The following is a 23,844-nucleotide window of genomic DNA, read 5'->3' on the forward strand; positions in this document are numbered from 1 at the left end:
CGTCTTCGCAGTGCAACAGCCGCCTCCGGGAAATTCACTAGCGCCCTGGCGGCATCGCAGGTTGTCAAGGGTTCGAACGATTAGTATGCTGGACTCGGTGATGCGCGGCGCAGGCGAGCAGCAGTGCAAGCGCCGCCGCGCAACATCCGTCGCGCATCAGAACCGCTGCATTCCCCGTGCAAATAACCCGCATGCCACCCCAGCGCAATGCGGGAACAGGAGACAGCATGGCCGGAGCATCAGCAAGAATCGTGAAGGCGGTATCTCCGTTCGCGATACGCGCGGGGAGCCGTTCGATGCGCCTGCACCCACCGCGCAAACGGTGCCGCCCCGGGCCCGCGGCGTGCCGTGCCGGGGATTGACATGAGCGCCTACCTCGCACGCCGCCTGCTGGCGCTGCTGCCCACCCTGCTGTTTGCCAGCATCATCGTGTTCTCCATCGTGCGTCTGGTGCCTGGCGATGTGGTGGACCTGATGCTCAGCCAGAACGACATCAGCGCCGATGCCCGCACCCGCGACGAACTGATGGCGCTCCTCGGGCTGGACCAGCCCATCTGGCGCCAGTACCTGCACTGGATCGGCAATATCGTGCTGCGCGGCGACCTTGGTGTGTCGCTATGGCAGCAGGAGCCGGTGCTGCGGATGGTGGCGGACCGCATCCCGGTCACGCTGTCGCTCGGCCTCATCGCGCTGGTGGTGGCGTTGTCCGTCGCGCTGCCGATCGGCGTGCTGTCCGCGATCCGGCAGGACAGTGCGGCGGACTACCTGGCCCGCTCGTTCTCCATCCTGATGCTGGCGGTGCCAAGCTTCTGGCTCGGCACGATGGTGATGGTGTTTCCGTCGGTGTGGTGGGGCTGGTCGCCCGAAGTCCGCTTCGTGCCGTTCCGGGAAGACCCCGTGCAGCACGTGCGGCAGATGCTGGTGCCGGCGATCGTGCTGGGCATGTCACTGTCGGCAATCACCATGCGGATGACGCGCACCATGATGCTGGAGGTGCTGCGGCAGGACTATATCCGCACGGCCTGGGCGAAGGGACTGAACGAACGGATGGTGATCCTGCGGCATGCGCTGCGCAACGCCCTGATCCCCGTGGTCACGCTGGTCGGCCTGCAGGCGCCGCTGCTGATCGGCGGTGCCGTGATCATCGAGCAGATCTTCGCGCTGCCAGGCATGGGGCTGCTGCTGCTCGATGCGGTGCACCAGCGCGACTATCCCATCATCACCGGGGTGTTTCTCGTCGTCGGCGTGGCGGTGATGCTGATCAATCTGCTGGTCGACCTGAGCTACGGCCTGTTCGACCCGAAAGTGAGGCATCGCTGATGGCCCGCTCCGCCACCTCCCCTTCCGCGCTCGCCGCAGTCGCACCGGCGGCGGAGCCCGTCACGACGGCCCGCCGCTGGCCCGGTATCGCGGCCGTGCGCCGGCTGTTTCGCGAAAAACCGCTCGGCGCGGCCGGCGCCGTGATCTGCGCCCTCTTCCTCTTCTGCGGCGTCTTCGCCGACGTGCTCGCACCCTACGGCGTCAACGAAATCAACATGCTGCAGCGGCTGCAGGCGCCCTCGTGGGAACACCCGTTCGGCACCGACAACCTCGGCCGCGACATGCTGTCGCGCTGCCTGCACGGGGCCCAGCTGTCGGTGGTGATCGGCCTGTCCGCCGCCACGCTGGCCACCGCGGTATCGGTGCTGCTCGGCATCCTGACGGGCTATCTGGGCGGCAAATTCGATCTGGTCACGCAGCGCTTTGTCGACGCGTGGATGAGCTTTCCCGACCTCGTCATCCTGATCGTCGTGGTATCGGTGCTGGGGCCCGGCAGCTGGCAGATCGTGGTGACCCTCGGGCTGCTGCTCGGCATCGGCGGCTCGCGCATCGTGCGCAGCGCGGTGGTCTCCGTGCGCGAGAACATGTACGTCCATGCCGCGCAGTCGATGGGCGCCTCGACCTCGCGCATCCTGTGGCGCCATATCCTGCCCAACGTCCTGCCGCCGGTCATCGTGCTGTTCACCACCCGGGTCGGCACGGCGATCCTTGCCGAATCCGGGCTGTCCTTCCTTGGCCTGGGCGTTCCGCCGCCTGCCCCCACCTGGGGCGGCATGCTGTCCGGCGACGGGCGCACCTTCATGTTCCAGGGACCCTGGCTCGCCCTCGCGCCGGGCGCGTGCCTGACCGTCGTGGTCTACGCGATCAATGTCTACGGCGATGCGCTGCGGGACCTGCTCGATCCCCGCATGCGTGGCTCGCGCTAGCCACCGCGACCGCGGCGCGGAAACGCGCGCCGCTGCCCGAATTTCCGCCAGCGAGTTTCGCGGCAACAAGAACGACAGGAGACAGCGATGAAGCAGAAGCACCGTACTGCCCGCAGCCTGGCAACGCTGGCGGCAAGCGTGGCCGCAACCGCCATGCTCGCGCTGCACCCCGGCCCCGCCCACGCGCAGGGCCAGCCGCAGGCGCCCCGCTATGGCGGCACGGTGGAGATCGGCTCGGTGTACCCCACCATCTCGGCATTGTCCTGGGATCTGGCCGACTGGAACTGGAAGCAGAACTACGACACCGGACAGGTCTACGAACATCTCTTTGCCGCGGACCTGAGCAAGGCAAAGCGCAATGGCGGCAAGTATGCGTTCCAGGCCGATGCCTGGCTGCCCGAGGATGCGATCCGCGGCGAACTGGCCGAGTCGTGGAAATGGATCGACCCGCTGACGCTGGAGGTCAAGCTGCGCAAGGGCGTCACGTTCCCTGCCAAGCCCGGCGTGATGGAGGCGCGCGAGCTGGTGGCCGAGGACGTGGTGTTCAGCTATACGAGACAGGAAGCGAGTCCGAAGAAGATCCCGACCTACTTCGATCACCTGAGCAAGGTCGAGGCCGCGGACAAGCACACGGTGTTGTTCCGCTTCAAGGAGTTCAATGCGGAATGGGACTACCGCTTCGGCTGGGGCTACTACTCCGGCATCATGCCCAGGGAGGTGGCGACGGCCGGCGCGGCCAACTGGAAGCACGTCAACGGCTCCGGCCCCTTCACGCTGACCCAGTTCGTCCAGGGCAATTCGACCACCTACGACAAGAACGCCAACTACTGGGACAGCGAGCGCATCGGCGGCAAGGAGTACAAGCTGCCCTTCGTCGACAAGGTGGTGCTGCGCACCATCAAGGACGAGGCCACCCGCAACACCATGCTGCGCACGGGCAAGCTCGACATCATGGAAGGCCTGCGCTGGACCGCCGTGGAGGAGTTGAAGCGCAGCGCGCCGCAACTGCAATGGTCGCGCTGGCTGTCCTATACCGGCCAGTACCTGGCGCTGCGCGTCGATACCAAGCCCTTCAACGATATCCGGGTCCGGCGCGCGCTGAACATGGCGGTCAACAAGCAGGAGATCGTCAAGCAGTACTACGGCGGCAACGCGGAGCTGTTCGCCTATCCGCAGCATCCGGACTATGGCGGCTATTACGAGCCGCTCAGCGCAATGCCCGATAGCGTGAAGGAGCTGTTCACCTACAACCCCGACAAGGCGCGCAAGCTGCTGGCCGAGGCCGGCTATCCGAAGGGCTTCACCTTCAAGGTGCAGGTCTGCGCCTGCAACCAGGACCACATGGAATTGCTGCCGCTGATCGCCGCCTACCTGCAGCAGGTCAACGTGAAGATCGAGGTCCAGCCGATGGAGTACGGCGCCTTCCTGTCGGCCATGACGACCAGGACCAATGCGCCGGGCTACCTGATGAGCAATGGCCATACCAATCCCACCACCACCATCCGCAAGAGCTTCGTCAGCGGCCAGGTGTGGAACGCGGCCCAGTGGAAGGATCCGAACTTCGACAAGCGCGTCGAGCAGGCCTTCGAGATTCGCGATACGGGCAAGCGCCAGGAGGCGCTGCGCGCGCTGACCCGCGAGATCGTCGACCAGGCCCCGTATATCTGGCTGCCCACGCAGTATGTCTACACCGCCTGGTGGCCGTGGGTGAAGAACTATGGCGGCGAACTGCGGGCCGGCGCGGTCCGGCCCGGGCCGATCTATGCGCGGCTATGGATCGACCAGGAGATGAAGAAGAAGATGGGCTTCTGACCCGGATGCCCGGGAAACCCGCCCTGCCATGCCTGACGAGGAGCCAGCGATGACGCAGCCCATCCTGCAGGTCCGTAACCTGACCACCCGCTTTCGCACCGATCGCGGTGTGGTGACCGCGGTGGATCGGGTGTCGTTCGACGTCGCGCCCGGGGAGACGCTTGCCATCGTCGGCGAGTCCGGCTCCGGCAAGAGCGTGACCGCGCTCTCCATCCTCGGCCTGATCCCTCGACCGGCCGGTTCCATCGACGAAGGAGAGATCCTGTTCGATGGCAAGGACCTGCTCAAGCTCGATGCACCCGGCATGCGTGCGATCCGCGGCAACCGCATCGCGATGATCTTCCAGGAGCCGATGTCGTCGCTGAACCCGGCGCTGACCATCGGCAAGCAGATCGCGGAGCCGATCCGCCTGCACCGCGGCCTGCCCTGGAAAACCGCGCTCGGCATGGCGACCGAACTTCTCGGCCAGGTGCAGATACCGGAGCCGGCCAGCCGTCTGGGCGCGTACCCGCATCAGTTCTCCGGTGGCATGCGCCAGCGGGCGATGATCGCCATGGCGCTCGCGTGCCGGCCACAGTTGATCATTGCCGACGAACCGACCACCGCGCTGGATGTCACGGTGCAGGCGCAGATCCTGGACCTGCTGCAGGATCTCGCCCGACGCACCGGCACCGCACTGATCCTGATCACCCACGATCTCGGCGTGGTTGCACGCTATGCCGACCGCGTCGCGGTGATGTACGGCGGCCGCCTGGTCGAGATGGCATCCGCCGAAGCGCTTTACCGCGCGCCGCGCCATCCCTATACGCGCGGGTTGATGGCGTGCGTGCCGAGGCTGGATGGCGACACCAGCCAGCCGCTGGTGCCTATCGAGGGGCAGCCGCCCGACCTTACCGCGTTGGGGCCGGGTTGCGCATTCCGGCCCCGCTGCCCGCTCGCACAGGCGCGCTGCGCCACGGTGCGTCCCGCCCTGCAGGATGCCGCCGGGCCGAAAGGCGATTCCCGTCACCTGAACGCCTGCCACCTGCAGGAGATCGCATGACCGCCACCCTCGACATCGAAGCGAGCACCGCTACCCCGCCTTCGGTGGCCACCGCCATCGAGCCCGCCCCCCGGCCGCAGCCGGGCCGCGAGATTCTCCGCGTGCAGGATCTGAAGGTGCATTTTCCCGTCACGCGCGGCGTGCTGGTCAAACGCCGGACCGGATCGGTCAAGGCGGTCGACGGCGTATCGTTCACGCTGCGTCAGGGCGAAACGCTCGGACTCGTCGGCGAGAGCGGATGCGGCAAGTCGACCACCGGCCTGGCGATCCTGAAGATGCTGGAAACCAGCGGGGGACGCATTACCTACGACGGTACCGACCTGGCCTCGATGGACCGCGCCCAGGAGCGGCACTTCCGCCGCAGCGTGCAGATGGTCTACCAGGACCCGTTCGGCTCGCTCAATCCCCGCATGCGGGTGCGCGACCTGGTCGCCGAACCGCTCGAGATCCACGGCCTTGCCGGCGACCGCGAGGCGACGCGGGCCCGTGTGGCGGAGCTGCTGGAAATGGTCGGACTGCTGCCCTACATGGCCGACCGCTACCCCCATGAGTTCTCGGGCGGCCAGCGCCAGCGCATCGGCATCGCCCGCGCACTGGCGCTCAAGCCCGCGGTGATTGTCTGCGACGAACCGGTCTCGGCGCTCGACGTCTCCATCCAGGCCCAGGTCGTCAACGTCTTCATGGCGCTGCAGCGCCGGCTCGGGCTGTCCTATCTGTTCATCGCCCATGACCTTGCCGTGGTCCGGCATATCAGCGACCGCATTGCCGTGATGTACCTGGGCCGTATCGTCGAGATCGCGGACCGGGACGCGCTCTATGCGCGCCCCCGTCATCCCTACACACAGGCGCTGCTGTCAGCGGTGCCCGTCGCCAACGTGCAGACCGAGCGCTTGCGCAAGCGGATCGTGCTGCGCGGCGAGGTGCCGAGCCCGCTGAATCCGCCGGCCGGCTGCCGCTTTCATACGCGCTGTCCCGCGGCGATGGAGCACTGCCGCAGTCAGGAGCCGGACTTGCGCGATCATGGCGACGGGCAGATGGTGGCCTGCCATCTTTACGACTAGCCAGGCTGACCTGTCGACGCCGCCATCTCTCCCTACTGCAGCTTGACGTTGGTGCCGGCCGCCGGGGAGGGTCGCCAGGAAGCGGGCGGATTCCGTTTCAGAAAACGACTCAGTCACCGTCCCCGAGCTCATAGGGACTGTCGATATGCAGCGCGCGGATGTGCATTCGCCGGAGTCGTTGCATCTCGGCCGCCTCAATGTGCTTGACAACAACATCTGGTACGGAACCGAAGCGGTCGGTGAGCACATCGAGCACTGCCATCCGCATGGCACTGGTCGAACCTTCCTCACGCCCCTCCACGCGTCCCTCCACGCGTCCCTCCACGCGCCCTTCCTCCAGTCCCTTCTGCCGCACCTCCTCAGTCCAACGCTCCACTCCCATTGAAATTTCCATCTTCAGGTCCTCCAAGGTTTCAACGTCTGGAAGCTTCATTTCAGGCATATTTCGCCGCACTGTTGCACACATCCACAACGCGAAGGTCCGCCGCAAGTCGCAATTGTTTTCCATGAACTCCCTCACATGCTCAACAAGGTTAGACAACATTTTGGGAGTAGAGCACTGCTCCATCTGCACGACCGCGGCGAACAGGTTCCGCATCCTCGCCAGCTTTGATTTCGGGTAGCGGCTCTGGTCGATCAGCTTGAACGCCGACTGCAGCCGGTAGCGGGCCGCCCTTCCCTTCATCACGGGAATCATCCGGGACAGGTCGGTCGGCACGCCCCAGCGCCGCTTTCCCGTGTAGATCACGATGGGCAGCACAGGCGGCAACTGCTGGTGGGGCTGGACCTCTTTCCCATTGACCAGGTCCTGATACAGCAGCGATACGTAGTTGGCGATGCGCACCGCCATGAAATAGGGAGCGCTGCTCTGGAATTCGATCAGCAGGTACAGGTAGACCCATTCGCTGTCGGCGCGCACGCGCCAGACGACGTCACTGAGCCGTTGCCGCAGGTCGTCGGTGACGAAGGAGCAGGGCACCTTCTGCAAGGTGCTGAAGTCCAGCTGGCGCAGCCAGCGGTCCGGGATGAACCCGCGCACCAGATCGCGCACGAGCTCGGGGTGGGAGAACAGCAGCTTGTAAGAGGCATCGGTCTCTTGTGCCATGGCGCCATCCGGAAAGGAAGTGTTTGTCGAACAGCGTGATCTTCCGGATCGAGCGGTCCACGTGCTTTAGGTTCTCGACGGGAACTGTCAAGAGGCTGTAACGCCGCGCGGGGAAGCTATCGCAACGGCTCGCACTCGTCCGACAGCAACCCCATCAGCAACGGCCGCACGAACAGCGCCGCGGCATTCTCGGCAGTGGCATCGCGCACCCAGCGGCGCAGCTCGACCGCGGCGTTGATCATGCCGTTGACCTGCAGCGTGGCGATGGTCTGGTCCAGCGGACGGATCGAGCCGTCCTGCATGCCCTGCACCAGGAAGCGGACGTAGCGCGCCGACAGCCGGTTCATGGTCTGCATCTTTTCCTTGCGCATGTCCTCGGGCAAGGCGCCATAGATGGTCAGTCGCAGCAGCGGCCCCTGGCTGGAGAACTGGTAGTGGACCAGCGCGCGGGCGACCGCGCACAGCTTGTCCCAGCCGGTTCCGCCGCCGTTCTCGACCAGCGTCTGCGTGTTCCGGATGACGTCGAACATCCGGTCGATGCACGCGCCGATCAGCTCGTCCTTGTTCTCGTTGTGGTGGTAGAACGCGCCCTTGGTCAGGTTCAGTCGCGCGGAAATGCGGTCAGCCGACGCACCGCGATAGCCCTGCTCGTTGAGCAGTTCCGTGGCAGCGCGAAGGAACGCCTGTTGCGTGGTCTCCGGCTCGTTCAGCGCCGGCAGCAGCGCCGCAGTGTCCAGTGTTGCCTGCCACTGGGCCGACGCAGAGCCGATGCCGTGCAGCAGCACGTCGATCATGGTGTCGGCGACCTTCGGGTAATCCTCGGCCTCGTAGCGGTCCAGCCACAGCATCGCACCGCTTGTCAGCGACAACAGCAGATGGGCGCGGGCGCTGAGCCGACTGCGCTGCTCCGGCTCGGAAGGGACGCTGTCGCGCAGCAGCCGCCTGATCTGCCGGAACATGTCGTTGTAGGCGCCGAAAGCGATCTGGGCATGGCCCTCAGGCAGCGAGCGGATTTCCCGAAAGCTCATCAGCTCCGGCCGCTCCCCGGTCGCCGTGCGGGCCAGGCGGGCGAAGTACAGCCGGATGAAGGCGGCCACGCGGCCGGCGACCGTGGCCTCCGAGGCGGCCTGCGCCGCGATGCCGGCCATCTCGTCGATCGCCCGCAGCAGGCAAGCCACGACCAGATCTTCCTTCTTGCGATAGTAGTAGGTGACACTGTTGGTGCTGAGCCCAACGTCCTGCGCGACGTCGGCGAGCGTGGTGCCGCGCACGCCCTGGCGGTTGAAACGCGCCGCCGCGGCGTCCAGGATGGCCTCGCGCTTTTCGACATAGCGGCGCGTGGGGCGGGCTTCCAGAGATTCGTTGAGCATGGGTTCGGCGCGAGGGACACCATTGCGCGGCACGAGTCCGATCGCCAGACTCGATTTTCCAAGCCGCTGATGTTCATTCTATGCCGAGCGCAGGACATCGCATCGACTATGGCGGAATACCCGACCAACGCGCTGGTCCCCGCCATACCGGAGGCACGAAGAAAACCGCAAGCCGGCGCCCCTCGCCGCGCCGGGTGGTTCCGGACCAGCTGGTACTGCCCTGCGCCCGATGGCCCGGATCATGCATCGCGATGCCCTGTTCGCGGGAATTCCCCCGCGGCACCGCACTGGAGGATCAGCAGATGAGTATCTTTGGCGAAATCCTGAACAGATTGCGCGGCAAGGCGCGCCCGACGTCGCAAGCATCGCAGACCCAGGCGTCCGGCCAGCCGGCGACCCAGACGCAGGGGGCACCGGCAGGCGCTCCGGCGCAAGGCGCGGGTCAGGGTACGACCCAGGCCCAGCCGTCCCCGACCGCGCCAGTGGCAGCGGGCGCTACCGCATCGGCCGGCGGCGCCGCGGCCGCGGGCGCCAATGCCGCACCACAGGCGCCGCTGTCCGAAGTGGACGTGGAGAAGATCATGGACGATCTGGTCGGTGAGAGCGGCCAGAAGCTGAACTGGCGCACCTCGATTGTCGACACCATGAAGGCCCTGGGCATCGACAGCAGCCTGGACCACCGCAAGGAGCTGGCGCGCGAGCTGCAATATACCGGCGACATGAACGACTCCGCCGCCATGAACGTCTGGCTGCACAAGCGCGTGATGAAGGAGCTGGCCGCCAACGGCGGCAGGCTGCCGCCGGAGCTGCGCGACTGAGGGCAGCCGGTCCCTGCCGTTCGTGCGGCGGCGGGCCTGGGCAGGTGACGCAGGAAATCCTGCTCAGGCCCAGCTGGTCTCGGGGTCCAGCGGATACACCGGGTGCTGCACGTGCTGGAACGGAAACCGCTCATAGCGAGAACTGGTTACCCCTTCCCCATCGCACTCGACCACCCCACGCGCGATGGGGACAAACACCGGCCGGCAATACATGCGCGACTTCAGCAGCAGGAAGCGCGCCTGATGCGGATCGACGCCGATATGCGTGAAGATGCCCAGGTCCCAATGCTCCTGCGGCGTTTCCACGATGACGATCTGCGCCGCGCCGATATCCAGCAGCGCGCTGCGTCCCATGCGGATGCGCTGCCCGGTATAGGTGGGTCCGCTGATCACGTATTCGCCGTCGCCCAGTGCCGCGACCTTGCCGGTCAACGGCCGCGATTCCGGATAGACACCGAGCTGGGTCAGCGCCACCTTGTCGCCCACCGGCAGCGTCACGGTCGCGCCGATACCGGCGGCGATCAGCGCCGCTACCGCCTCGGGATCGCAGACCGGTCCCACCGCAATTCCGCGCAGGCCCTGCGCCAGCGCTTCGTGCAGCACGGCCATGTTGTCGCAGGTGCCGCCCGACATGCAGTTGTCGCCGTGATCGAGCAGCAGCACCGGTCCCTGCCCCGGCTCGTCGGCGAGCGCGGCTGCGCGCGCGATGGAGGCGGACAACGGTTCGCTCTCGTAGACAAAGCCGGCACGGTCGTCCCAGATACCTTGGGCGATCCGCTGCGCCACCGCATCGGCAGCCGCGCCATCCCCGTCGCCGACCACGATCACGCTCAGGCACGGCGCGGCGATGTCGGCCAGACCGAAGCCGGCCAGTACCGACACCGCCAGCATGCCCTCCGCTTCCGCCCGCCTCGCCGCCTCGACGGCGCGATGCATGGCGCCCTGGTCGGTGCGGCTGCACAGTGTATGCGTCAGCAGGGGCAGCCGCCGCCACGCCACCACCGGCCGGCTGCGTCCCGCCAGCTGGTCGAGCAGCAGGCGCCCGGCGTGCTCTCCCGCCTCGTACATGTCGACGTGCGGATAGGTCTTGAAACTGACCGCCACGTCGACATGGTCGATCAGCTTCTGCGTGATATTGCCGTGCAGATCGAGGGCGACCGCGACGGGCACGTCCGGCAGCACCGCCCGTAACCGCTCCAGCAGATCGCCCTCGCCGTCGTCGCTGTTCTCGGCGACCATGGCGCCGTGCAGGTCCAGCATCACCGCGTCGCAGCCGGGCGCCGCCTCGATGATCGCATCGCACAGCGCGGTATAAGCCTGCGCGGCAACGCGCCCGCTGGGATTGGCGCCGGCAATCACCGGCACGACGATATCGGCGCCGGCGGCCTCGGCCAGGTCGATGAAGGCACCGGCGGCCGTGCGCGTACCCCTGGCGGCCCGGTAGCCGTCCTCGCCATAGCGGGGGTCGAACGAGGCCAGCGGCGTCGGCACCGGCGAAAAGGTATTGGTTTCGTGGTTCAGGCGGGCGATCAGGATCTTCATGGCCGGGAGCTCGGATGCGGGATGGTCGCGGACAACTCAACGGGCGGCGTCGAGCATGGCGTGCAGCAGCACGTTCGCTCCCGCCTCGAGATGCTCGGGCCGCGCGTCCTCGATCTCGTTGTGGCTGATGCCGTCCTTGCAAGGCACGAAGATCATTGCGGTGGGCGCAACCCGGGCCAGGTAGACCGCGTCGTGCCCGGCGCCGCTGACCACGTCCATCGCCGACAGCCCGAGCGACGCGGCGCCGTCGCGCACCGCGTTCACCAGCCGCGGCTCGAACGGTTGCGGCGGGAAGTACACCACCTGGCTGATCGCGATATCGACGCCGGTGCGCTGCGCGATGGCGGCGCCGGTCTCGCGCAGCGCGGCGTCCATGGCGCCCAGCACGGCGTCGTCCGGCGCCCGCATGTCCACCGTCATGGTGACCTTGCCCGGGATGACGTTGCGCGAATCCGGATGGACCGAGAGGCAGCCCACCGTACCGCGGCCGTGCGGCCGGTGTTCCAGCGCGATCCGGTTCACCGCGCCGACCAGTTCGGACGCCGCCAGCAGCGCGTCGCGGCGCAGCGCCATCGGCGTCGGTCCCGCATGCGCCTCCATGCCGGTCAGCACCACGTCATACCAGCGCTGTCCCAGCGCGCCCGTGACCACGCCGATCACCGTGTCGTTGGCCTCCAGCACCGGCCCCTGCTCGATATGGGCCTCGAAATAGGCGCCGACCGGCCGGCCACCGACTTCCTCGCCGCCGTCGTAGCCGATCCCGCGCAAGGCGTCGCCGACGCTGATGCCGTCGCGATCCGTCTGCTTCAGCACATCATCGAGCGCGAACTCGCCGATAAAGGCGCCGGAGCCCATCATTACCGGCACGAAGCGGGAGCCTTCCTCGTTGGTCCAGACGGCCACTTCCAGCGGCGCCTGCGTGCGCACGCCGGCGTCGGCAAGGGTGCGCAGCACCTCCAGCCCCGCCAGCACGCCATAATTGCCGTCGAACTTGCCGCCGGTGGGCTGCGTATCGATATGGCTGCCGGTCATCACCGGCGGCAGCGTCTCGTCCCGCCCCGCCCGGCGGGCGAAGATATTGCCGATGGCATCGACGCGGATCGTGCAGCCGATCGCCTTCGCCTCGGCGATGAAGAAGTCGCGCCCCAGCCCGTCGAGCTCCGTCAGCGCCAGCCGGCACACCCCGCCCTTCGGGGTGGCGCCGATCTGCGCGAGCCGCATCAGCGAGTCCCACAACCGCTTGCCATCGACCCGCAACGATCGCAGATCGGAGACGCCTGTGGCCGTGTCCAGCATTGCGCTTGCCTGTGTGCTCATGATGATGGTTCCTGCTCCCTGCTGTCTGTCTGGATTCCGTTGTGCCGCTCAGGCGGCCAGCCCCACGCCAAGGTAGCGGTCCTTGACCGCCTCGTCGGCGATGAAATCGGCATTGCTTCCGGTATAGACCACCGCGCCCTGCTCGATGATCACGTGGCGGTCGGCCAGCTGGGTGCAGACCTCAAGGTTTTGCTCGACCAGCAGGATCGGCACGCCGGCCGCCCGGATCTGCTTGAGCTGCGCGACGATCTCCTCGACGATCACCGGGGCCAGGCCCTCCACCGGTTCGTCCAGCATCAGCAGACGCGGGTGATTCATCAGCGCGCGGCCGATCGCCAGCATCTGCTGTTCGCCGCCCGACAGATTGGCGCCGCTGTTGCGCCGGCGCTCCCGCAGGCGGGGAAAGATCCGGTAGACGTCGTCCAGCTGCCAGGGCGACTCGCGCCGCGCCCCGAGCTTCAGGTTCTCCTCGACCGTCAGCAGCTTGAAGATGCCGCGGTGTTCGGGCACGAAGCACAGTCCCTGCGCCGCGATGCGATGCGGGGCGAGGCCGGCGATATCGCGGCCGTGGAATACGACGCGTCCCTGCCGAGGCGCGACGATGCCGGCGATGGCCTTCAGCGTGGTGGACTTTCCCGCGCCATTGCGCCCCAGCAGCGTGACCAGTTCGCCCTCGCCCACCGTCAGGGACACCCCTTGCAGCACGTGGCTCTTGCCGTAGTAGCCGTGTATGCCTTGCACCTCGAGCATCATCGCTGGCCTCCGGTGATCATGTTGCCCAGATAGGCGGCGCGCACACGCGGGTCGCCGCGCACCATGTCGGGCGGGCCTTCCATCAGCACCTTGCCCTGCTGCATCACCGTGATGGTGTCGGAAATGTCCATCACGATGTCCATGTTGTGTTCGATCAGCACCACCGTATGATCCTCGGCCAGCCCGCGGATCAGCCGCTTCATCGCGCCCAGATCGTCGACGCCCATGCCGGAAGTCGGCTCGTCGAGGAAGATCGCGCGAGGCCGGGCGGCAAGCGCCATGCCGACTTCCAGCCGTCGCTGCTGGCCGTGGGACAGCGCCGCGGCCGCCGTATCGGCGACCCGCTGCAACTCCAGCCGGGCGAGCACCTTGTCGACCGTGTCGTCACAGGCCAGGTCGCCCACGGGCCGCCGCCAGCAGTTCATCGCCCGCCGCGGCGCGGTCCCCAGCGCCGCCAGCCGCAGGTTCTCGCGCACCGGCAGGCTGGGGAACAGGCTGGTCACCTGGAACGAGCGCGCGATGCCGCGCTGCACGCGCTGGTAGTCGGTTTCGCCGGTGACATCGGCACCGTCGAACACGATGCGCCCGCTGGTAACGCTGCGGGTGCCGGTCAGCATGTGAAACAGCGTGGTCTTTCCCGCGCCGTTCGGGCCGATCACCGAATGCACCGTACCGGGCATCACGCGCAGGTCGACCCCGCCCAGCGCCATGAACTTGCCGTATTGCTTGACCACGCCGGTCGCTTCGAGGATGGGTGCGGTCATGCGCGCTCCTCGTGGGCCTGGGCGGCGCCGTCAGGCTTCGGTCCGATCGCGGGCTGCGTCGCCCGCAGGCCCAGTACCCGTGCCCACAGCGTCGTTCCCAATCCCCACAGGCCGCGCTGCATGAACAGGCTGACGGCGATCAGCAGGAAGCCGAGCAGCATCAGCCAGCGCGGCCACAGGGTCGACAGCCAGTCCGACAGCAGCACATAGAAGGCCGCGCCCAGCACGGAAGCGAAGACGTTGGCGGTGCCGCCGATGACCGTCATGATCAGGATCATCTCGCTGATGTGGTAGTCGATATTGGCCAGCGGCGCGATGCCGGTCAGCATCGCGTGCAGTCCGCCGGCAAGGCCCGTCACCGCACCGGAGATGACGAAGGCCAGCAGCTTGAACGCCTTGACGTTGTAGCCCACCGCCAGCGCGCGCTCCTCGTTGTCGCGGATCGCCAGCAGCGTGCGCCCGAACACCGATTCGGTCACGCGCAGCACCAGGAAGAACACGATCAGGAACAGTACCGCGACGAAGCCGTAGAACTGCCACGGCGACGCGAGTTCGACCAGTGGCCGGCCGGCGACCGACAGCGGCGGACGGGGGATGTCGAGCAGCCCGTTGTCGCCGCCCGTCAGCGACGGCACCGAATACGCAAGGAAGTAGAACATCTGCGAGAACGCCAGCGTCAGCATCACGAAGTAGGTGCCGCGCTGGCGAATCGAGAACCAGCCGACCAGCGCCGCGGCCAGCGCGCCGATGGCCACTGCCAGCGCCAGCGACAGCGGTACCGGCAGGGCGACCCGCGTCAGCGTCAGCCCGAGCGTATAGCTGCCCAGCCCGAAGAAGATGCCCTGGCCGAACGACAGCAGCCCGGTATAGCCGAGCAGCAGATTGCAGGCCATCACCGCCATCGCATAGATCAGCACTTCCGTCGCCAGCGTGCCGGAGCGCAGCATCAGTGGCAGCAGCAGGGTGACCGCCAGCGCGAGCCACCAGAATCGGTATGCCATCATCCCCTCCCCAGCAAGCCGTGCGGGCGCAGCAGCAGCACCGCCGCCATCGCGACATAGATCATCAGCCGGGCGCCCTCGGGCCACAGCGTGCTCATCAGGCTCTGCACGATGCCCACCAGCAGTCCGCCAATCAGCGCGCCGGTAAAGCTGCCCATGCCGCCCACCACCACGACGATGAAGGCCACGCCCAGCGCCTCCACGCCCATGAACGGCTCCGCGCCGCGGATGGGCGCCGCCAGCACGCCGGCCATCGCCGCGGTGGCCGCACCCAGCGCGAACATCAGGCTGAACAGGCCGAAGACGTTGATGCCGAGCAGCGACACCATTTCGGTGGACTCGCTGCCGGCCCGCACCGCGCTGCCAAGCCGTGTCCCTTCCAGCAGCCACCACAGTGCCACCGCCAGCAGCGCGGTGAAGGCGATGACGAACAGCCGGTACTTCGGATAGATGAAGTCGCCCCACATCACCACGCCCTGCAACGCGTCCGGCGGCTGCACATCCACGCCGAGCGGTCCCCAGCCGACGATGATCAGTTCCTGCACCGCCAGCGCCAGGCCAACCGTCACCAGGATATGGAATTCATGCGGCTGGGCGTAGACGTGGCGCAGCATCACGCGCTCCACCACCCAGGCGAGCGCGCCGATGACCAGCGGCGCGAGCACCAGCGCGGCCCAGAAGTTCAGGCCCAGCTGCAGCGCCTGGAAGCACAGGTAGGCGCCCAGCGCGTAGAAGGCGCCGTGGGCGAAATTGACGAAGCGCAGCAGACCGAAGACGATGGACAGCCCGACAGCCAGCAGGAAATACAGCATGCCGATGCCGACGCCATTGATCACCTGCAACAGATAGACGTTCATGAAGCGCGTCCGAAGCGTGTGGCGGCCGTGCCGGCCGGCGTTGGCATTTCAGCCGGCGGGCACGGCAAGGGATGGGGCCCCCGCTGCGTCAGGGACGACGAGGAAGGCGCGCAAGCGGTGGCCAGGGGCGGTGGCCGGGAGCGGTGGCCGGATCAGGCCATCTTGCACTGCGTCTGCTCGACCGGCAGGAACGCCTTGCCGACGCTGACCACGTCCGCGTAGTCGTCCTTGTCCTTCATCTTCCCCTTCGCCTTGCCCTTGAGCAGGTAATAGTTCTTCAGGACCTGATGGTCTGCCGCGCGGATTTCCTCGGGACCGGTGAGACCGTCGTACTTCAGCCCCTCCATCGCCGCGATCACCGCCTTCGGGTCGGCGCTGCCGGCCTTGATCATGGCATCGACCATCAGCTTGGTGCAGATGTACGAGCCCGCCAGGCTGTAGTTCGGATTGAACTTGAACTTCGCGCGGGTACGCTGGACCAGGTCGCGGTTCAGCGGCGTGTCCACGCCATGCCAGTACTGCGCGCCGAAATAGACGCCATCGCACAGGTCCGCGCCCAGCGATTCGAACTGTTCCAGCCCCGACGCCCACGCCAGCAGGATGGTGGTGTTCTTCTTCATGCCGAAGCTGACCGCCTGGCGCAGCGTATCGGCGGACTGCGAGCCGAAGTTCAGGATCAGCAGCACGTCGGGCCGGGCCGCCATCGCGTTGGTCAGGTAGCCGCTGAATTCCTTCTCGTTGAGCGCGTGGTAGCTGTTGCCGACGTGCTCGATGCCCTTTTCCTTGAAGATGTTGGTCGCCGCCGACAACAGCCCTTCGCCGAAGACATACTGCGGGGTGATGGTGTACCAGCGTTTGGCCTTCGGCAGCGATTCGATCAGCGGCCGCACGGTCCGTTCGATGGCACCGAAGGTTGGCACCGACCAGCGGAAGGTCGCGCGATTGCAGTCCTTTCCGGTGATCTCGTCCGCGCCCGCCGTGGTGATGAACACGCCGCCGAACTTCTCGGCTTCCTTGCCCATGGCCAGCGACTCGGACGACAGGATGCCACCGGCGAAATAGCGCGCGTTCTTCTGCTGCGCCAGCTCCTGCATCTTGCGCACGGCGGTGGCCGGCTTGCCTTCGGTGTCCAGCACGCTGTAGCGCAACGGCTTGCCCAGCACCTTGCCGTATTGCTCCACCGCCAGCTTCATGCCGAGATCGGCGAACTTGCCGTTGGCGGCGAAAGGCCCGGACATCGGCACGGGACAGCCCAGCTCGATCGCCTCATCGGCTGCCAATACCGAACCGGCACGCAGCAGGGAAGCGGGAACGGCGGACAGCGCGCCCAGTTTCAGCAGATCACGACGATTCAAGGCTCACTCCTCGGATTGGTTGGTCCATCGATGGGGTGCGGCATGAAGCCGGGATGCAGGCTTCACTGGGGAAACGCTACTGCAAGAACCGAACCCGTTTATTCTATTTATGCGTATAAACTGGTGAAGGCATCTTAGGAGGCGGCCTCCACGGCTGTCAATGAAACGGAACTTGGGGTTTACCTGCGACCGAAGCCGGTGCGCGGCGCGCTGCGATGCACCAGCGTGGCGGCGGTCCTGCCCGATTGCAGGGCATGGCGGCATGGGTATCGTGCGGGATGGCAGATGCCCGCGGCCCTCTCCCCCGCCCCTCTCCCGCTGGGCGGGGCGGGGAGCACACCGGATGCCCGGAAAACGCTGACGGTTTGCTCCCCTCTCCCGCTTGCGGGAGAGGGGCCGGGGGAGAGGGACCCGCCGTCGGTTGAAAGCGCAACGAATCATCAACACGAGGACCATAGCAATGGTGATGTTCCGCGGTGCCAAGACGCCGGCACTGTCCATCCGCAAGCAGAAGCGCGCCGACCTTGTCGCGGAGGAACTGAAGCGGCTGATCACGGAGCGCAATCTGAAGCCCGGCGACAAGCTGCCGCAGGAAATCAAGCTGCAGCAGACCTTCGGCGTCAGCAAAAGCACCATTCGCGAGGCGCTCAAGTCGCTGGAAGTGCAGGGCCTGATCAGCGTCAGCACCGGACCGGCAGGCGGCGGCACCATCGTCGAGGTGCCACTGGACCGCACCTTCCAGCTGATGCAGAACTACCTGTTCTTCAAGGACGTCGGCATCGCCGACATCTATGCGGTGCGTCGTCTGCTGGAGCCCGAGCTGGCGGCCGGGGCGGTGCCGCATCTGACCGAGGAAGACTTCGAGGCGCTGGAGCACACCATCGCGCTGTGCGACCCCGGTTCCGCCAGCGCGGCGGCCCCGCTGGACCAGCGGCAGGAGGACCTGAGCTTTCACGACATCCTCGCCACGGCAAACCCCAATCCGATGCTGCGCTTCTGCTGCGAGCTGATCAACGAGATGCTGCGGCAGCTGGTCGTGTTCGGCAACGACACGCCGGCGTGCGAGCACGAGAAGTTCGGCGCGTCCAACGTCCGCTTCCACAAGAAGATCGTCGCCGCGGCCCGCGCTGGCGACGCAGAGCAGGTGCGCAAGCTGATGGCCGCGCATATGCAGGACTGCACCCGGCACGTCACCCGCATGAACGGCCGGGTGCACGGCCGCCTGGTGCTCGATTCGGAATTGCCGCGCCGCGTGCCGCAGGTACGGCCACGGGACGCCGATTGAGGCCGGCGTCGTCCGGCAAGTCGCGCTTCCCTTCCCCGCTTTCCGGCAGCACCGCCTACACTATCAACGCGCTGGTGCAGCGCCCTTCCCTGTCCGCGACGCTTCCGGAGGTGCCCCATGAACGGCCAACACGTCTTCATCGCCGGCGCAGGCCCGACCGGTCTTGCCCTGGCCATCTGGCTCAGGCTGCAGGGCATCGAGGTGACGATCGTGGACAAGTCGGCCGGACCGGGCCTGACCTCGCGGGCGATGGTGGTACAGGCGCGCACGCTGGAGTTCTACCGGCAGGCCGGCCTCGCCGAGGAGGTGGTGGCCGCCGGCAATGTCAATCCCGGCGTCAACCTCTGGGTGCGTGGCCGCAAACGCGCCCGCATCTGGTTCGGGGACGCGGGCAGTGCGGTGACGCCCTACCCCTTCATCCTGGTGTTCCCGCAGGACCAGCACGAACGGGTGCTGCTGCATCGGCTCGAGCGCCTGGGCGTCACGGTCCAGCGCAATACCGAGGTAGTGGCCTTCGCGCAATCGGCCAACGGCGTGCAGGTGCGGGTGCGGCAGGCCGATGGCACCGAGCGCGTTCACGAGGCGGCCTTTCTCGCGGGCTGCGACGGCGCACGGTCGGCGGTACGCAATCTGCTCGGGGCAGGCTTTCCGGGCGGGACCTATCAGCAGGTCTTCTACGTCGCCGACGTCACGCTCAGGGGCGAGGCCGTCGACGGACAGATTCATGTGGCACTCGAGGCGGCGGACTTCCTCGCGCTGCTGTCCTATGACAGGCAGGGGCATGCCCGCCTGATCGGCACCGTGCGGGAGGACCGCGAGGATGTGGACTCGCTGACCTTCAACGATGTCAGCCATCGCGCCATCGACGGGCTCGGCCTGTCGGTGGCGCAGGTCAACTGGTTTTCCACCTATCGGGTGCACCACCGGGTCGCCAGCCGCTATCGCGACGAGCGCGTCTTCCTGCTGGGCGACGCCGCGCATGTGCACAGCCCGGCCGGCGGCCAGGGGATGAACACGGGGATCGGCGACGCCATCAACCTGGCGTGGAAACTGGCGGCCGTCTGCAAGGGCGAGGCCGCGCCGGCGCTGCTCGACACCTACGAGCTCGAGCGCCGGGCCTTTGCCGAGCGGCTGGTCGAGACGACCGACCGCGTCTTCTCGCTGGCGACCTCGGAAAGCCGGCTGGCAAGCGTGGTCAGGCAGCACCTGGTGCCGTCGGTCGCATCGCTCGGCTACGGCATCCGTCCGGTGCGCCAGCGCATGTTCCGGGTGATCTCGCAAACCCTGATCGACTATCGCAACAGCTGGCTCAGCGTGGGAGAGACGGGGCGGGTGCGGGGCGGCGATCGCCTGCCCTGGGTCAGGTTCGAGGATGGAACGGACAACTATGCGGCCCTGGCGCGGCCAGCATGGCAGGTCCACATCTACGGCGAGGCCGGCGCGGAACTGAAGCAATGGTGCGCGTCGAAGGCGCTGGTGCTGCAGGCGTTTCCGTGGAGTTCGCACTGCAGCGACGCAGGCCTGGTGCGCGACGCGCTCTATCTGGTCAGGCCGGACATGCACGTGGCATTGACAACGGCGCGCGCGCGACCGGACGAAGTGCAGGACTATCTGTCCAGCCGATCGCTCTGGCCGCGGCGTGCCGGGGGCGGCTAAGGAGCCCCGTGACTTGCCGGCGATCCGCGTGTTTGCGCCGGACCCATCAACAATAATCGGGCAAGTTCGGCGATCTTTTACAATTGAACACCAATTAAAGCCTCATCAAAGGAGGCATTACCGTCACTTCGAAATTGTGCCGGACGGGTTTGTCCCATAGAATGAGGCTCCTCTTTCTCTCCTCCCCCGGCGCTCGCCGGAATTTTCCATGATGGCAACCGCAACCGACACGCTTCTGGCGCTGTTTGACGGCAGTATTGACGAAATTTCCGAAGAATGGACCGCCGAGTACCAGGCGTACACTGGCGCGGCGCTCTCCGGCAACGCCGTGCGGGGCGATCAGCACCGCCTGGTGCAGACCCTGCGGGAAATCCTGCGCGCGGGAGCCGATATCGAACGTTTCGACTCGCCGGAATGGGCGGCACTGCGCCACCTGCTGGCCGACCTGTCCGCCTCCCGGGCCGCACAGGGCGAAACTGCCGACGTGACCAGCGGCTTCGTGCTCGCGCTCAAGCGCCCGGTGTTCGCGCGGCTGCAACGCCAGCAGGGCGGCACGCAGGACCAGATCAATGCCATCTGGGCGGTATCCCGCCTGATCGATCGGATGGCGCAGTGGACGGTATCGACCTATCAGCGCACCCGGGAAGAGATCATCGTTCGCCAGCAGCATGAACTGCTCGAGCTGTCGACCCCGGTGATCAAGCTGTGGGACGGCGTGCTGGCGGTGCCCATCATCGGCACCCTCGACAGCAGCCGCGCCCAGCTGATCATGGAGACGCTGCTCGAGCGCATCGTCCATACCGGCGCGGAGATCGCCATCATCGACATTACCGGCGTACCGACAGTCGACACGCTGGTGGCGCAGCATCTGATGAAGACCGTGACCGCGATCCGGCTGATGGGCGCCGACAGCATCATCAGCGGCATCCGTCCGCAGATCGCCCAGACCATCGTGCATCTGGGCATCGACCTGCAGGGCATCAAGACCAAATCGACGCTGGCGGACGCGCTTGCGCTGGCCATGGCGCGAACCGGCAACGTCGTCGGCAACACCGCCGCGCAATAACCGGGCGACGGGCCGACGAACTGACGGGCGAACATCGTGGAACGCATTCCAATCCTCCAGATGGGCAAGTCCCTGCTGGTGACCATCCAGATCGACATGCACGACCAGACCGCGCTGCAACTGCAGAACGACCTGGCCGAACGGATCGAGAAAACCGGCGCCACCGGGGTGCTGATCGATGTATCCGCCCTCGAGATGGTGGACTCCTTCATCGGCCGCATGCTGGTCAACATCTCGTCGATTGCCAGGGTGCTCGACGCCGCCACGGTCGTGGTCGGCATTCAGCCCGCGGTGGCGATCACGCTGGTGGAGCTCGGACTGTCGCTTGGCGGCGTTCGCACGGCCCTGAATGTCGAGCGCGGCATGGCCGTGCTGGCCGCCGAGCGCGGGGAGCGCCTGCGTGGCTGACATCCTGCCGGGCAACGCCCCCGCCCCGGTCGGCTCGATGCCGCTGAACGACGAGCGCGACATCGTGCAATGTCGTGCCGCGGTCCGGCAGCTGACCGCGGGACTGAAATTCTCGCTGGTCGAGCAGACCAAGATGATTACCGCGGCCAGCGAACTGGCCCGCAATACCGTCATCTACGGCGGCGGCGGGCGCATGCGCTGGGAGGTGGTGCAGCAGGGTGTGCGCGCCGGACTGCGACTGCATTTCGAAGACGAGGGCCCCGGCATTCCCGATATCGAACAGGCCCTCACCGACGGCTGGACCTCCGGTTCCGGCCTGGGCATGGGACTCTCGGGCAGCCGGCGGCTGGTCAACGATTTTTCCATCGACAGCAAGGTCGGCGAGGGCACCCGTGTCACGATCGCTCGGTGGAAGTAGCGGCCACCCTCCCCATCTTTCGATACCGCTGAACGATCCGAGCCGGCTCGGCGAAGCGCGCAGGATAGCGGCGTCGATGAGCGGTGCGGCCGGTTTCGACAGCGTGGCCGCCGGCAGGGTCGCGCTGGTCGTCAGCGAGATGGCCAGCAACCTGCTCAAGCACGCCACCGGCGGCAGGCTGCTGCTGGCCTCGCGCGAGACTGCGAACGGGGCCTGCATCGACGTGCTGTCGATGGACGCCGGCCCCGGCATGGCGGACCTGGCGGCGTGCCGCCGTGATGGCTATTCCAGCAGCGGCAGCCTCGGCCAGGGGCTGGGCGCGATGGAGCGGCTGGCGGACGAATTCGACCTGATCAGCCATCCCGGCATCGGCACGCTGATCTTTGCCCGGATCCACGGCCATGGCGGTCCCTCCCCTCGCCCTGCAGCCCCTTGCAATGGCATCTTCGAGGTCGGCACCATCTGCCTGCCCGCCCCCGGCGAAGGGGTCAGCGGGGACGGCTGGGGGTTCTCCTGCGCTGGCCAGCGCCTGAGCGTGATGATGGCCGACGGCCTGGGTCACGGCCCCGGCGCTGCCGCGGCCGCCCAGGCCGCGCAGGACGTCTTCACCGCGCAATTTCCGGCCGACTGCCCCGGGGGGCCACAGCGGATGGTCGAACGTGCGCACACGGCGCTGCGTGCCACGCGCGGTGCTGCATTGACGGCAGCCTGCCTGGATGCCGAGGCCGGTACGATTCGCTATGCCGGCGCCGGCAATGTGCTGGCGCGGGTGGTCTCCGGCGTCGACGACCGCGTGCTGCAGGTGCAGAATGGCACCGTGGGCGTGCAGATTCGAACCGTCAACGAACAAACGGCCGCCTGGCCGGCCCACGCCCTGTTCATCCTGTTCTCGGACGGTGTGCAATCCCGCTGGCAACTGGACCCGGTGCTGCTGCGCGCGCATCCGGCATTGGTCGCCGCCTGGCTTGCCTGGCGGTATGGGCGGGGCAAGGATGACACGACCGTGTTGGTCGTGCGGCGCGCCAGGACATAGAGACGCAGCAACAAGACAATCGAGCAACATGACATCCGAGAATCAGGCGCAGGACAAAGACCTGCGGATCCAGACCCTGCAGCAGGCGCTGGACGCGCGCACCCGGGAGTGCGAGGCACTGCGGACCGAACTCGAGGACACCAATCGCGGCGTGCTGGCGCTGTACTCCGAGCTGGACGAGCAGGCAGAGCAGCTGCGCCACGCTACCGAGCTCAAGAGTCGCTTCCTGGCTTATATGAGCCACGAATTCCGCACGCCCATCACGGCCATCCAGAGCATCACCCGCCTGTTGATCGACCGCGTGGACGGGCCGCTGACCACCGAGCAGGAGCGCCAGGTGATATTCGTGCGCGATACGGCCGCCGAATTCGCCGACATGGTCAACGACCTGCTCGATCTTGCCAAGCTGGAAGCGGGACGGGTGGACATCTCCCCCGCCTGGTTCGAAATGGTGGACCTGTTCTCCGCGCTGCGCGGCATGTTCAAGCCGGTGCTGACCAACCCCGACGTGTCGCTGATCTTCGAGCCGCCGCAGGAACTGCCGCGCCTCTATACCGACGATCGCAAGCTGTCCCAGATCCTGCGAAACTTCATCTCCAACGCGCTGAAGTTCACCCCGCGGGGGGAGGTGCGCGTCGCTGCCGAGCTGGCTGACGCCGACCGGATCACCTTCTCGGTCACCGACACCGGCATCGGCATTGCACCGGAGGCCCACGGTTCGGTATTCCAGGACTTCATGCAGATCGATTCGCCGCTGCAGAAGCGCTATCGCGGCACCGGTCTTGGGCTGGCGGTCAGCCGGCGCCTGACCGAACTGCTCGGCGGCACCATCGGCTTCGACAGCGAGCCCAATGTCGGCTCGCGCTTCTACGTCACCATACCGCTGGCCTACGCGTCCGCGACGCAACCGTCCACGGCATCCGGTGCGCAATGAC

Annotated in this window: 22 protein-coding genes; 13 read left to right on the forward strand and 9 right to left on the reverse strand. The window is 66.9% G+C overall.

The annotated features are described in order from the left end of the window. Positions 1 to 363 precede the first annotated feature (363 nt). The 5 genes from K6V06_RS02705 to K6V06_RS02725 all read left to right on the forward strand — a co-directional run bounded on the left by K6V06_RS02705 (position 364) and on the right by K6V06_RS02725 (position 6,161). Complete coding sequence (locus K6V06_RS02705) at positions 364 to 1,320, forward strand: ABC transporter permease (RefSeq protein ID WP_222240048.1); 957 nt, start codon at positions 364 to 366, stop codon at positions 1,318 to 1,320. After that, entirely contained in the window at positions 1,320 to 2,246 is a 927-nt protein-coding gene (locus K6V06_RS02710; protein ID WP_222240049.1) for an ABC transporter permease, read from the forward strand. Before K6V06_RS02705 ends, K6V06_RS02710 begins: the two co-directional genes overlap by 1 nt. 153 nt (positions 2,247 to 2,399) lie before the next feature. Continuing rightward, positions 2,400 to 4,058, forward strand: a complete 1,659-nt coding sequence (locus K6V06_RS02715; RefSeq protein ID WP_370637382.1) for an ABC transporter substrate-binding protein — start codon at positions 2,400 to 2,402, stop codon at positions 4,056 to 4,058. Between the two features lie 49 nt (positions 4,059 to 4,107). Beyond that, positions 4,108 to 5,100: an ABC transporter ATP-binding protein gene (locus K6V06_RS02720; RefSeq protein ID WP_222240051.1), complete on the forward strand. Its 993-nt coding sequence runs from the start codon at positions 4,108 to 4,110 to the stop codon at positions 5,098 to 5,100. Then, complete coding sequence (locus tag K6V06_RS02725) at positions 5,097 to 6,161, forward strand: ABC transporter ATP-binding protein (RefSeq protein ID WP_222240052.1); 1,065 nt, start codon at positions 5,097 to 5,099, stop codon at positions 6,159 to 6,161. Before K6V06_RS02720 ends, K6V06_RS02725 begins: the two co-directional genes overlap by 4 nt. A gap of 109 nt (positions 6,162 to 6,270) precedes the next feature. On the opposite strand, the gene K6V06_RS02730 is transcribed toward K6V06_RS02725, so the two are convergent. Together K6V06_RS02730 and K6V06_RS02735 are read right to left on the reverse strand one after the other, a co-directional pair. Next, on the reverse strand, positions 6,271 to 7,266 hold the full coding sequence (locus K6V06_RS02730; RefSeq protein WP_222240053.1) for an Rpn family recombination-promoting nuclease/putative transposase: 996 nt from the start codon (positions 7,264 to 7,266) through the stop codon (positions 6,271 to 6,273). Between the two features lie 116 nt (positions 7,267 to 7,382). Continuing rightward, complete coding sequence (locus K6V06_RS02735; RefSeq protein ID WP_222240054.1) at positions 7,383 to 8,636, reverse strand: TetR/AcrR family transcriptional regulator; 1,254 nt, start codon at positions 8,634 to 8,636, stop codon at positions 7,383 to 7,385. A gap of 302 nt (positions 8,637 to 8,938) precedes the next feature. Between K6V06_RS02735 and K6V06_RS02740 the strand changes: the two genes are divergently transcribed. After that, a complete protein-coding gene (locus tag K6V06_RS02740; RefSeq protein ID WP_222240055.1) occupies positions 8,939 to 9,454 on the forward strand; it encodes a DUF3597 domain-containing protein in 516 nt (171 codons plus the stop codon). Between the two features lie 63 nt (positions 9,455 to 9,517). On the opposite strand, the gene K6V06_RS02745 is transcribed toward K6V06_RS02740, so the two are convergent. From K6V06_RS02745 to K6V06_RS02775, 7 genes are all read right to left on the reverse strand, one after another. Continuing rightward, on the reverse strand, positions 9,518 to 10,996 hold the full coding sequence (locus K6V06_RS02745) for a M81 family metallopeptidase (RefSeq protein WP_222240056.1): 1,479 nt from the start codon (positions 10,994 to 10,996) through the stop codon (positions 9,518 to 9,520). 36 nt (positions 10,997 to 11,032) lie between these two features. After that, a complete protein-coding gene (locus K6V06_RS02750; protein ID WP_222240292.1) occupies positions 11,033 to 12,292 on the reverse strand; it encodes a Zn-dependent hydrolase in 1,260 nt (419 codons plus the stop codon). A gap of 69 nt (positions 12,293 to 12,361) precedes the next feature. Continuing rightward, complete coding sequence (locus K6V06_RS02755) at positions 12,362 to 13,066, reverse strand: ABC transporter ATP-binding protein (protein WP_222240057.1); 705 nt, start codon at positions 13,064 to 13,066, stop codon at positions 12,362 to 12,364. Beyond that, a complete protein-coding gene (locus K6V06_RS02760) occupies positions 13,063 to 13,830 on the reverse strand; it encodes an ABC transporter ATP-binding protein (RefSeq protein WP_222240058.1) in 768 nt (255 codons plus the stop codon). Before K6V06_RS02760 ends, K6V06_RS02755 begins: the two co-directional genes overlap by 4 nt. Beyond that, on the reverse strand, positions 13,827 to 14,831 hold the full coding sequence (locus tag K6V06_RS02765; protein WP_222240293.1) for a branched-chain amino acid ABC transporter permease: 1,005 nt from the start codon (positions 14,829 to 14,831) through the stop codon (positions 13,827 to 13,829). Before K6V06_RS02765 ends, K6V06_RS02760 begins: the two co-directional genes overlap by 4 nt. Continuing rightward, positions 14,831 to 15,688, reverse strand: coding sequence for a branched-chain amino acid ABC transporter permease (locus tag K6V06_RS02770; RefSeq protein WP_222240059.1), 858 nt, complete (start codon positions 15,686 to 15,688; stop codon positions 14,831 to 14,833). Before K6V06_RS02770 ends, K6V06_RS02765 begins: the two co-directional genes overlap by 1 nt. Positions 15,689 to 15,840: 152 nt before the next feature. Then, a complete protein-coding gene (locus K6V06_RS02775) occupies positions 15,841 to 17,043 on the reverse strand; it encodes an ABC transporter substrate-binding protein (protein WP_222240060.1) in 1,203 nt (400 codons plus the stop codon). Between the two features lie 460 nt (positions 17,044 to 17,503). Here K6V06_RS02775 and K6V06_RS02780 point away from each other — a divergent pair, with 460 nt between their 5' ends. From K6V06_RS02780 to K6V06_RS02810, 7 genes are all read left to right on the forward strand, one after another. Further along, positions 17,504 to 18,328: a FadR/GntR family transcriptional regulator gene (locus K6V06_RS02780; RefSeq protein ID WP_222240061.1), complete on the forward strand. Its 825-nt coding sequence runs from the start codon at positions 17,504 to 17,506 to the stop codon at positions 18,326 to 18,328. Positions 18,329 to 18,445: 117 nt separating this feature from the next. Then, positions 18,446 to 19,984: an FAD-dependent monooxygenase gene (locus K6V06_RS02785; RefSeq protein ID WP_222240062.1), complete on the forward strand. Its 1,539-nt coding sequence runs from the start codon at positions 18,446 to 18,448 to the stop codon at positions 19,982 to 19,984. Between the two features lie 208 nt (positions 19,985 to 20,192). Further along, a complete protein-coding gene (locus K6V06_RS02790; protein ID WP_255581547.1) occupies positions 20,193 to 21,050 on the forward strand; it encodes an STAS domain-containing protein in 858 nt (285 codons plus the stop codon). A 36-nt stretch (positions 21,051 to 21,086) separates the two neighbouring features. After that, complete coding sequence (locus tag K6V06_RS02795; RefSeq protein ID WP_222240063.1) at positions 21,087 to 21,458, forward strand: STAS domain-containing protein; 372 nt, start codon at positions 21,087 to 21,089, stop codon at positions 21,456 to 21,458. Between the two features lie 37 nt (positions 21,459 to 21,495). Further along, positions 21,496 to 21,876: an anti-sigma regulatory factor gene (locus tag K6V06_RS02800; RefSeq protein WP_255581578.1), complete on the forward strand. Its 381-nt coding sequence runs from the start codon at positions 21,496 to 21,498 to the stop codon at positions 21,874 to 21,876. Continuing rightward, positions 21,851 to 22,909: a SpoIIE family protein phosphatase gene (locus K6V06_RS02805; protein WP_370637367.1), complete on the forward strand. Its 1,059-nt coding sequence runs from the start codon at positions 21,851 to 21,853 to the stop codon at positions 22,907 to 22,909. Before K6V06_RS02800 ends, K6V06_RS02805 begins: the two co-directional genes overlap by 26 nt. 28 nt (positions 22,910 to 22,937) lie before the next feature. Further along, on the forward strand, positions 22,938 to 23,843 hold the full coding sequence (locus K6V06_RS02810; protein WP_222240066.1) for a sensor histidine kinase KdpD: 906 nt from the start codon (positions 22,938 to 22,940) through the stop codon (positions 23,841 to 23,843). Position 23,844 lies beyond the last annotated feature (1 nt).

Origin of the sequence: Cupriavidus sp. AU9028 (genome assembly GCF_019795295.1) — a bacterium.
Lineage (GTDB): Bacteria > Pseudomonadota > Gammaproteobacteria > Burkholderiales > Burkholderiaceae > Cupriavidus.